Origin of the sequence: Patulibacter sp. NPDC049589, from assembly GCF_040675535.1 — a bacterium.
In the GTDB taxonomy this organism is placed as follows: Bacteria; Actinomycetota; Thermoleophilia; order Solirubrobacterales; family Solirubrobacteraceae; genus Patulibacter.
This window is the reverse complement of the sequence record NZ_JBFAPC010000187.1, coordinates 1-9,914: the sequence shown is the minus strand read 5'-3', so window position 1 is coordinate 9,914 and position 9,914 is coordinate 1. Positions and strand designations below refer to the sequence as shown.

Annotated in this window: 8 protein-coding genes and 1 pseudogene; 8 read left to right on the top strand and 1 reads right to left on the bottom strand. The window is 74.0% G+C overall.

All coding sequences use genetic code 11. The features are described from left to right. From AB0L40_RS23960 to AB0L40_RS23930, 7 genes and pseudogenes are all read left to right on the top strand, one after another. A pseudogene (locus AB0L40_RS23960) lies at positions 1–627 on the top strand (hypothetical protein); the annotation flags it as partial. Beyond that, positions 624–1,391 (top strand): dihydrofolate reductase family protein, encoded by a 768-nt coding sequence (locus AB0L40_RS23955; protein WP_364360659.1) that lies wholly within the window; start codon positions 624–626, stop codon positions 1,389–1,391. The pseudogene AB0L40_RS23960 and the gene AB0L40_RS23955, both read left to right, overlap by 4 nt. Next, complete coding sequence (gene folP / locus AB0L40_RS23950; RefSeq protein WP_364360657.1) at positions 1,388–2,338, top strand: dihydropteroate synthase; 951 nt, start codon at positions 1,388–1,390, stop codon at positions 2,336–2,338. The genes AB0L40_RS23955 and folP overlap by 4 nt, the downstream gene beginning before the upstream one ends. Positions 2,339–2,526: 188 nt before the next feature. Then, the gene (locus tag AB0L40_RS23945; protein ID WP_364360655.1) at positions 2,527–3,213 is read left to right on the top strand and encodes a transaldolase family protein; all 687 of its coding nucleotides are present in this window, start codon (positions 2,527–2,529) and stop codon (positions 3,211–3,213) included. Between the two features lie 361 nt (positions 3,214–3,574). Then, on the top strand, positions 3,575–4,966 hold the full coding sequence (locus tag AB0L40_RS23940) for an MBOAT family protein (RefSeq protein ID WP_364360653.1): 1,392 nt from the start codon (positions 3,575–3,577) through the stop codon (positions 4,964–4,966). Positions 4,967–4,970: 4 nt separating this feature from the next. Beyond that, positions 4,971–6,035, top strand: coding sequence for a GDSL-type esterase/lipase family protein (locus AB0L40_RS23935; RefSeq protein ID WP_364360651.1), 1,065 nt, complete (start codon positions 4,971–4,973; stop codon positions 6,033–6,035). Positions 6,036–6,362: 327 nt separating this feature from the next. Next, on the top strand, positions 6,363–7,766 hold the full coding sequence (locus AB0L40_RS23930; RefSeq protein WP_364360649.1) for a transcription termination factor Rho: 1,404 nt from the start codon (positions 6,363–6,365) through the stop codon (positions 7,764–7,766). A gap of 251 nt (positions 7,767–8,017) precedes the next feature. Here AB0L40_RS23930 and AB0L40_RS23925 read toward each other — a convergent pair whose 3' ends face one another. After that, a complete protein-coding gene (locus AB0L40_RS23925) occupies positions 8,018–8,494 on the bottom strand; it encodes a hypothetical protein (protein ID WP_364360647.1) in 477 nt (158 codons plus the stop codon). Between the two features lie 373 nt (positions 8,495–8,867). Between AB0L40_RS23925 and xseA the strand changes: the two genes are divergently transcribed. Then, positions 8,868–9,914: exodeoxyribonuclease VII large subunit (gene xseA, locus AB0L40_RS23920; protein ID WP_364360645.1), on the top strand; the 1,047-nt coding region annotated here is incomplete at its 3' end.

Below are 9,914 nucleotides of genomic sequence, written 5' to 3'. Positions count from 1 at the left end.
CAGCCGCCGCCGGTCGCGACGCCGGCCACGGAGGTCGCGCCCGAGGCCCCGGCCACGGCGCCGACCGAGACGGCCCCGCCGACGATCTCCGTCCCGGCCCCGACCCCGGCCGCCCCGGCGGGTCCCGTCGCGCCCCGCGGTGCCGGCGTCCAGCCGGTCGACCCCGGCGCGACGGTCGAGTGGTCGTCCACCGAGGTCGCCGCCCTGGGCCTCGAGGGCGCCAACGTCGCCGCGGCGCGCCCCGCGCCCGCCCGCGTCGCCTCCGGCACGACCGGCAACACCGGCTCGGTCTCCGAGCAGGGTGTCGAGGACGAGTGGGACGACGCCTGGGACAGCGGCGAGCAGTCCGGCGAGCTGCTGCAGCCCGTCGACCGCGGCGGCCGCGCCCCGCGCTGGCAGATCGCGCTCGTCGCGATCCTGCTGGTCGCCGTGATCGTCGCGCTCGTCGTCGCGCTGACCGGCGGCGACGACCCGACGCCGGAGCAGAGCCCGACGCCGACCGACACCACCAAGTCGACGCCGACGAAGACGACGAAGAAGACGAGCACCACGAGCGCCGTGCCGTCCGGCGGCGTCGCCGGCACGTTCCGCTTCCACGGCGCGACCGTCCGCGTGCTCCACGGGTGACGTCCCCCGCCTTCCGGTCCTTCGCCGACGGCGGCCCCGAGCTCGACGCCGAGGCGCTCGTCGACGGGGTCGTCGCCGACGCCGTGCGCGAGGGCACGTCGTCCCGGCCACGCACGATCGGCGTGATGGTGGAGAGCGCCGACGGGCACGTCACCGTCGACGGCCGCTCCGGCGCCCTCGGAGGGCCCGAGGACCGCGCGGTCTTCCGCGCGCTGCGGTCCCGCGCCGACGCGCTGCTCGTCGGCGTGGGGACGCTCAACGGCGAGCGCTACTCGACGACGCTGGACCCGCCGCACCGCGCGTCCCGCCTCGCCGCGGGCCTGCCGGCCGAGCCGATGATGGCGACCGTCACCCGGTCCTTCGGGCTGGACGAGGACCTGCCGCTCCTGCACGAGGAGCTGACGCGCGCCGTCGTCTACACCGAGACGGAGCCGCCGTTCGCGGTCGACGCCGAGCGGATCGACGTCGTCCGCCTGGACGCGGCGACGCCCGCGGCCGCGCTGGCCGACCTGGCCGCCCGCGGCGTGCGCACGGTCAACTGCGAGGGCGGCCCCGGGCTGCTCGCCGCGTTGGTCGCGGCGGACGTCCTCGACGAGCTGCTGATCACCTTCTCCCCGCTCCTGGTGGGCGGCGAGGACCCCCTCACGATGCTGCGCGGCGACCTCGGTCCCGACGGCCCCCGGCGCCTGGCGCTACGGGGCGTCTGGCGCGGGGGAGACGTGCTCTTCCTCCACTACCACCTCACCCACGGGAGCCCCGCATGAGCGACGAGCTGATCCTCCGGCTGCGCGACCAGACCCTGACGCTGAAGGCCGGGCGCCCGGCGCTGATGGGGATCGTCAACTGCGGGCCCGACTCCTTCAGCGACCGCACCCGGCTGGAGACGGTCGAGGCGCGCGTGGCGCACGCGCTGAAGCTCGCCGACGCGGGCGCCGAGATCATCGACGTCGGCGGCGAGTCCGGCGTCACGCACACGCCGGTCACGACGGCGAAGGAGGAGTGCGAGCGGGTCGTCCCGGTTGTCCGCCGCCTCGTCGACGCCGGCCTGATCGTCTCCGTCGACACGTGGAAGCCCGAGGTCGCCGAGGCCGTCCTGGACGCCGGGGCGCACCTGATCAACGACGTCTCCGGCCTCTACCACGCTCGCCTGGCCAACGTGGTCGCTGCGCGCGGCGCCGGCATCATCCTGATGCACACCCGCGCGGACCCGAAGACCGAGTACTTCCCCGACTACGGCAGCCGCGTCATCGACGACGTCCGCCGCGTGCTCAACAGCCTGCGCGAGCGCGCGCTGCAGGCCGGCGTCCGCTCGGACTCGATCATCCTGGACCCGGGCCCGGACTTCGCGAAGATGCCGGCCGAGACGGTCGAGGTCCTGCGCGACCTGCCCAACCTCGCCGTCCACGGGCACCCGATCCTGCTGGCGGTGTCCCGCAAGTACTTCGTCGGGACGATCATCCACCGCGAGCCGCACGAGCGCCTCGCCGGCACCCTCGCGGCGCTCGGCTGGTGCGCGGAGCGTGCGAAGTTCTCGATCGCCCGCATGCACGACGTCCGCGAGGCCGCCGACTACCTGAAGGTGCGGGCCGTGATGGACGGCCGCGAGCCGATGCCGTCGATCGACCGCGACGACGTCCGCCTGCAGTGGATCCACGACGACGACGAGGACGAGGGCGACGAGGGCGGCTCCCGGGAGCCCGCCGCCCGATAAGGGGATGGGGCGCGGGCCCCGCCCCGAGCGTCGCGGGTCGAGCCGCGGCGGACTGCGACGGGGCTCGGGGCACCCGCAGGGGCCGTTCGTCCGGGTGCCGGACGGGCGGCACGGTGTGGGGCCGGTGAGGCCGGGTACGATCGGGGGACGCCCTGCATCACCACCACACCTCCTGGGAGTGCCCCCGCATGAAGCTGTTCATCGACACCGGATCCGTGGCCGAGGTCGAGGAGATCGCCCAGTGGGGCATCCTCGCCGGCGCGACCACCAACCCGTCGCTGCTGGCCAAGGCCGAGGGCGACGCCGGTGAGGCCATCAAGCGGATCGCCGAGATCGTCCAGGGCCCGACGTCGGCCGAGGTCGTGTCCGAGGATCCGGGCCGCATGGTCGAGGAGGGCATCGCGGTCCGCGAGCTCCACGAGCACATCATCGTGAAGGTGCCGTTCGGCCCCGCCGGCCTGATCGCCACCGCCAAGCTCCGCGAGCTCGGCCACCCGGTCAACATGACGCTCGTCTTCAGCGCGGCCCAGGCGATCCTGGCCGCCGAGGCCGGCGCCACGTACATCTCGAGCTTCCTCGGCCGCCTCGACGACATCGGCATCGACTCGATCGCGACGCTCTCCGACGTCGTCGAGGCCGTGCACGAGAACTCCACCGGCGCCCAGGTCCTCGCCGCGTCGCTGCGCAACCCGTTGCACGCGATCAAGGCCGCGCAGGTCGGCGCCGACATCTCGACGGTCCCCTACAAGGTCCTGAAGCAGATGCTGAACCACCCGCTGACGGACTCGGGCAACGCGCAGTTCGCGAAGGACTGGGCGAGCAAGCCCGAGCTCCAGGTGTGGATGGACGGCCTGGTGGACGCCTCCAAGAAGTAGGGGGCGGGTCGGGCGGGTGTCCCCGAGGCGTCCCCGGGCCGCCCGTCCGACCCAGGCCAGCCGGGTCGTGCCGACCCGGTTCGGCGCACATCGCATCGTCGCCGGTGGGACGCGCAGGACAGGCGTGTGGTGTGTGCCTTCCAACACACGTTCCGCGAACGTGTGAGGGGCGAAGACCCCGGACGTGTCTCGAAGCCTCCTCGCTGGTGAACGGTGTTTCGACGCGCATCGGGGCCGCCGCAGGGCCGTCCACCACCACAGCAAACACCCCTGCAAATGGTGACCATGGACGGTTTGAAGACCGCTAACGTCCGGGCCGCGTGTGGGCCCACGGGTGTGGGCTTCCGACACCAGCCCGCTCATGGTCTTCCCCTCCGTCGAGTTCGCACTCTTCTTCCCGATCGTCTTCGGACTGTCGTGGCTGCTCATGGAGCGACCATCGATCTGGAAGCCGTTCGTCCTCACGGCGAGCTACGTCTTCTACTCGTTCGCGGACCCGAAGTTCTGCATCCTGCTCGCCGCGGTCACCCTCGGCAACCAGGCCGGGGCGACGCTGATCGACCGCGCGGACGACGAGCGCGTCCGCAAGCGGCTCCTGACCGCCGTCGTCGCGCTGGACCTCGCGGTCCTGGGCGTCTTCAAGTACTACGGGTTCTTCGTCGGCGACGTGGACGACCTGCTGTCGGGGATCGGGCTCGGCCTGCCGCTGCCGCTGCTGACGGTCGCCCTGCCGATCGGCCTGAGCTTCCTGACGTTCCAGGCGATCAGCTACGTCGTCGACGTCAAGCGCGGCTCCTGCGAGCGGGCGAGCATCATCGACTTCGCGCTCTACCTCTCGTTCTTCCCGCACCTCGTCGCGGGCCCGATCGTGCGCGCCCGGGAGTTCCTCCCGCAACTCGCCACGCCGCGCCGCCGCGACCAGATCGCCGTCGGGCCGGCCGTCGTCCTGATCTGCATCGGCCTCGTGAAGAAGGTCATCCTCGCGGACCTCCTCGCCCGCCAGGTCGTCGACCCGGTCTTCGCGGTCCCGGAGGCGTACGGCACGCCGGACGTCCTGCTCGCGGCCTACGCGTACGCGGCGCAGATCTACTGCGACTTCTCCGGCTACACCGACATCGCGATCGGCCTCGCGCTCCTGATGGGGATCATGTTCCCCCAGAACTTCGACAGCCCGTACCGCTCGCGGTCGATGCAGGAGTTCTGGCGCCGCTGGCACATGACGCTGTCCCGCTACCTGCGCGACTTCCTCTACGTGCCGCTCGGCGGCAACCGCGGCGCGCCGTGGAAGACGTACCGCAACCTCTTCCTGACGATGCTGCTCGGCGGCCTCTGGCACGGCGCCGCCTGGGGCTTCGTCCTCTGGGGGGCGATCCACGGCGCGGCGCTCGTGATCGAGCGGCTCCTGCGCGGCAAGGTCCGGATGCCCGGCTGGCTGGCGTGGCTCATCACGTTCCACGTCGTGGTCTTCGCGCTCGTGCCGTTCCGGGCACCGGAGCTCGACATCGCCTGGAGCTTCTTCGAGCGCCTCTTCTCCTGGGAGTCGGCCACGCTCTGGTCGTCCTCCTCCGTCTTCGCGGTCGTGCTCGTGATCGGCGTCCAGCTCCTCCCGGAGCATCCGATGCAGCGGGCGCGTGCCTGGGTCGAGCGGCTCCGTCCCGTCCCGCTCGGCGCGATGCTCGCCGTCGTCATCGCCACCGTCGGCGCCGCGATCCCCGCCGGCGCCGTCCCGACCTTCATCTACTTCGCGTTCTGAGCCCATGACCTCGACGATGCCGCAGGACCCCGCCCAGATCACCGCCTCGAGCCGCCCCGGCGACGGCGAGGCACCCGCCGGCGCCCGCGATCCCAGCCGGATGACGACGGTCCGGGGAGCGGCGATCATGATCCTCGTCGCGGTCTTCATCCTCGTCGCCTTCGAGGGCCAGGCGGTCCGCCGCGCCGCCGATCGCCACAAGGCCGGCTGGCAGCGCGACGTGCTGCAGGTCGCCGGCAAGCCGACCGGCTGGGTCGCCGACCGGCTGCCGTTCTCCGGCATCGGGGACCGCTTCAACCGGGTGATCCAGGGCGACACCGACGGCGGCGCCCCGGCGACGGCCGCGGTGCCGGCCGCCGGCGGTGGCGGCGCGGCGATCACCGAGGACGCGTTCGACGGCGCGGCCCTGGGGGGCAAGGTCGTGGCGCCGCGCCCGCTGAAGACCGTGCTCGTCACCGGCGACTCGATGTCGCAGCCGATGGACGCGGACCTGGCCCGCAAGCTCGCCGGCTCGGGCATCAAGACGACGCGCGACGTGCACATCGGCACGTCGGTCTCGCAGCCCGAGATCGTCGACTGGCGCGGGCTGGCGGCGACGCAGTCGGCGACCTCGCCGGACGCGGTGATCGTCTTCCTCGGGGCCAACGAGGGCTTCCCGATGCGCCTGGGCAAGCGGACGGTCGAGTGCTGCACGGCGCCGTGGGCCGCGGCCTACGCCCGGGCGCTGCAGCAGATGATGGCCGCGTACCGCCAGCGCGGGGACGTCCGCGTCTACTGGATGCTGCTGCCGGACGCCCGCGACGCCAAGCGCCAGGAGATCGTGCGCGCCGTCAACGCCGGGATCCGGACGGCCGCGTCGCTGGACCGCGCGCACATCCGCCTGGTCGACCTGCACCAGCTCTTCACGCCGGGCAGCAAGTACCGCGACGCGATGCCGGTCGACGGTCGCGACCAGATCGTGCGCCGCTCCGACGGCATCCACCTCAACGACGCGGGCGCGGCGATCGCCACCGATGCCGTCCTGGACGCCATGCGCCGCGACTACGGGGACGCGGTCCCGGCGCCCTGACCCTGGGCGGGGCCGGTGATCCCGGACGTGGCCCGGGACGCCCTGAGTCCGGGCGGGCCGGTGATCCTGGACGTGGCCTGCGTGACGGTCGAGCGACCAGCGGGGCCGACGCGTCTCCGGGGGCGCGCGCCCGCCGATGGGGCGCGGCCGTTCTCCCTGCTCACGGGCCGCTTCGCGCGCGGTCCGGTGCCGGGGTGCGGACGTCGCGGGCGGGGCCCGGGGGCGACGCGCGGCGGCCCGGGCGGCCGATATGGTGGGCGCAGTCGCCGGCCGCTGCGCACAACGCGGTCGGGCGCCAACCGACGAAACACCCCCGAAGGAGCACCCATGACCGTCCTCACACGCGACGTCCTGGAGTCCAGCACGCTGGCCGACCTGCACGCCCTCGCCGGCGAGCTCGCCGTCGACGGCTTCCGCAAGCTGCGCCGCGAGGCGCTCGTGGACACCATCATCGAGCGCCGCGGTGGATCCGCCGGCGACACGCAGTCCGACGACGAGAGCGAGGGCCGCTCCGGCCGCCGTCGCCGTCGCGGCGGCCGCCGGGACGACGAGTCGTCCGACGACGGCCGCTCCGACGTCGTCTCCCTGACCGACGGCGAGGACGAGGACGACCGTCCCCGCCGTCGCCGTCGCCGCGGTGGCGACGACGACGCCCAGCCCGCCGAGCCCACCCGCGAGCGCGGTGGCCGTGGCGGTCGCGACGAGCGCGGAGGCCGCGAGGACCGCGGCCCGCGCAGCGAGCGCGGCGGCCGCGAGGATCGCAGCAGCCGCGACGACCGCAACGGCCGCGAGGACCGCCACGACCGCGGCGGCCGCAACGGCCGCGACGAGCAGGCCGAGGAGACGGGCGAGACCGTCGCGGGCGTCGTCACCATCGGCCAGAACGGCTCGGCGATGCTGAAGGCCAAGGACGGCTCCGAGGTCTACGTCTCCGCCGGCCAGGTCCGCCGCTGCGAGCTCGTCGACGGCGACACCGTCTCCGGCCCGACGCGCCAGGCGCGCCGCAGCGAGCGCTACCCGTCGCTGATCCGGGTCGAGACGATCAACGGCAAGGACCCGGAGGAGACGTCGAGCGGCGCCCGCTTCGAGGACCTGCCCGTCGCCCGCCCGACCGAGCTGCTCGCGGTCCAGAGCGACGACCCGACCGTCGCCGCCATCGGCTACCTGACCCCGCTGGGTCGCGGCTCCCGCGCCGTGATCGTCGGCCCGCACGCCGCCGGCAAGACCGAGGCGCTGCGTCGCCTGGGCGTCGCGCTGAAGGCGATCGACGGCCTCGAGCTGCTGCCGGTGCTCGCCGGCGTCCGCCCGGAGGAGATCGCCGACTGGAACGACTCCGGCCTGGAGCCCGTCGTCGCGCTCGACCTCTCGGTCGGCCCCGACACCCGCGCCAAGGCCATCGACGAGGTCGTCGACCGCGGCCGCCGGATCGCCGCGCGCGGCGGCCACGCCGTGCTGCTCGTCGACACGCTCGACGGCCTGGGGGAGGGCGCGGCCCGCCGCATCCTGGCCTCCGCGCGCAAGCTCGCGGACGGCGGCTCGCTGACGATCATCGCCACGCGCGAGCACGCGGTCGGCGGCGAGAGCACCGTCGTGCGCCTCGACGCCGCGCTGACGTCGACCGCGCGCTTCCCGGCGCTCGACCTCGCGGGCTCCGGCACGCTGCGTCCCGACCTCCTGGTCGGCGACGACGGCGCGGCGACGATCGCCGCGGCGCGCGCCGAGCTCCGCTAGCGGGCGGCGCCAGGCGTCCGCGGACGCATCGGATCTCGGCACGGGCGACCCTCGGCAGTGCGGGTGCACAGCTCTCGCGTCGCCCGCACCGACCTCCTCGGTCCACGAACACCTGGCATCCACCCGCGCCGCCGGCCGGGTGGGAACGACGAAGGGCCCCGAGATCGGGGCCCTTCGTCATGTCGGGACCGGCCGGGTGGCGCGGTCCGCGGTGGAGGTCGCCGGCGGCGGCGTCCTCCTGGGGTCTCGGCCTAGCGCCGGTCGTCGACCGGGGAGTAGGAGACCTGGAACCAGGACGGCGCCGGGGCCAGCTCGACTGGTTCGTCGCCGCGCGCGGGCTGGACGTACTCGAAGCGCTGGAGGTCCTCGTCGTAGCGGACGTCGAGCTCGCCCTCCTTCACGCGCTGGTCCATCCATGCGCCCCGGAAGACCAGGCGGCGCATCCAGTGCACGAGGGAGCGCTCGGCGTGGCCGGACAGCTCCGTCCAGCACTCGTTGACGTGCTCGCCCAGGCGGGAGACGGGGTGGGCGACCTCGCCGGAGACCGTGAGCTCGACCAGGTCGTCGACCTCGTCGCGATCCAGCCGGTCGTGCACGAACCCCAGCCGCGAGGCTGCTTGCTCGCAGCGCTCGGAGAAGTCGCGCTCGTTGAAGGTGAACCGGAGATCTCCGTATTCGAGGACGAAGTCCTCGCCGGAGTCGTAGTTCCCGTGATTGATGGAATCCATGAAGCTCGCTGGACGCGGTGGGGCGGAGGCGGCAACGAAGCCGGCCCACACGACAGATGAAGGGGTCCCGGAGCGCACGGCGGCAACCGCGTTCCAGGACGTGCTCGGCATCCTAGTCAGGGGCTCACCGGACGGACGACCCTTGGGTTCGATGTTGCACCCGCCCGGATGCGGTATGCGTGCCGATGCACACGGCGGCGGGTGTTGCGGGTCGGCTCCCGGGGCGTCCTCCGTGAGGCACGGGCGGTGCAGCGCCCGGCCCTCGCCGCCGGGTGACGAGGGACCCGGAAGGGGCCGCTCGGGCGTGCCGGAACCGTGCCGGAGCACCCCCGGACGCGACCCGGCCGCGGCACCGCGTACGCTCGGTGGAGCGATGCCGGAGGCCCCCACGAACACCGAGACGCAGGCGCCGATCGCCGTCGCCGACTACGCCGCGAGGATCGGGCGGGCGCTGCGCGAGGCCGGCCCCGCGGTGGTCGAGGGCGAGGTCCAGCGGCCCAAGAAGGGCGGCCGCGGCGTCTGGTGGTTCGACCTCACCGACGGCGAGAACGTCCTGCCCTGCTCGTACCTGCCGTGGCTCACGCGGTCGAAGAAGCCGTCGCACGAGCCCGTCCACGGCGACCGCGTCCGGGTCCGCGTGCGTCACACCGAGTTCTGGGGCGGGGGCGGCCGCCTGCGCGTCGTCGTCGACGACGTCGAGACCGCCGGCGAGGGCGAGCTGCTGCGCGCCCGGGCCGAGCTCGTCGCCCGCCTGACGCTCGAGGGTCTTTGCGATCCCGCGACGTTCCCGTCGCTGCCGCGGTTCCCGCGCGGGGTCGGCCTGATCTCCGGCAAGGACTCCGACGCGCTCCACGACGTGATCCGCGGGCTCGCCGACCGCTTCCCGGCCGTCCCCGTGATCACGGCGTGCTGCCGGGTCCAGGGCGCTGCGGCGCCGCGCGAGGTCGTCGACCGGCTCGCGCGCCTGGACGCCGACCCGCGCGTGGACGTCATCGTCGTCGCCCGCGGCGGCGGGTCGGTGCAGGATCTCGTGGCCTTCGACGACGAGCGCCTGTGCCGGGCGATCCGCGCGATCTCGACCCCGGTCCTGACCGCGATCGGCCACACCGAGAACAACCCCGTCTGCAACCACGTCACGCACGCCGCGTTCGTGCCGCGCCACGCCGCCGAGCGGGTCGTCCCCGACCGGCGGGAGCTGCTGCGCGAGGTCGGCCACGCCGCCGGCGCGCTGGACCGGGCGCTGCGGCGCCCCGCCGAGCTGCTGCGGTCCCTCGATGCCGCCTCGGCCGGGCTGCACGACCGCGGGCGCCTCGACGCCCACCGGGCGGCGATCGGCGACGCCCTGCTCGAGCCGACCGTCATCTACGTCCGCGCGATCATCGAGCTGCTGCAGAGCGGCGTCGCCGTCCGCGGCCTCAGC

Coding starts and splice junctions, on each gene's coding strand:
- folP (WP_364360657.1), top strand. CDS start 1,388: ATGAGCGACGAGCTGATCCTCCGGCTGCGCGACCAGACCCTGACGCTG.
- AB0L40_RS23945 (WP_364360655.1), top strand. CDS start 2,527: ATGAAGCTGTTCATCGACACCGGATCCGTGGCCGAGGTCGAGGAGATC.
- AB0L40_RS23940 (WP_364360653.1), top strand. CDS start 3,575: ATGGTCTTCCCCTCCGTCGAGTTCGCACTCTTCTTCCCGATCGTCTTC.
- AB0L40_RS23935 (WP_364360651.1), top strand. CDS start 4,971: ATGACCTCGACGATGCCGCAGGACCCCGCCCAGATCACCGCCTCGAGC.
- AB0L40_RS23930 (WP_364360649.1), top strand. CDS start 6,363: ATGACCGTCCTCACACGCGACGTCCTGGAGTCCAGCACGCTGGCCGAC.
- AB0L40_RS23925 (WP_364360647.1), bottom strand. CDS start 8,494: ATGGATTCCATCAATCACGGGAACTACGACTCCGGCGAGGACTTCGTC.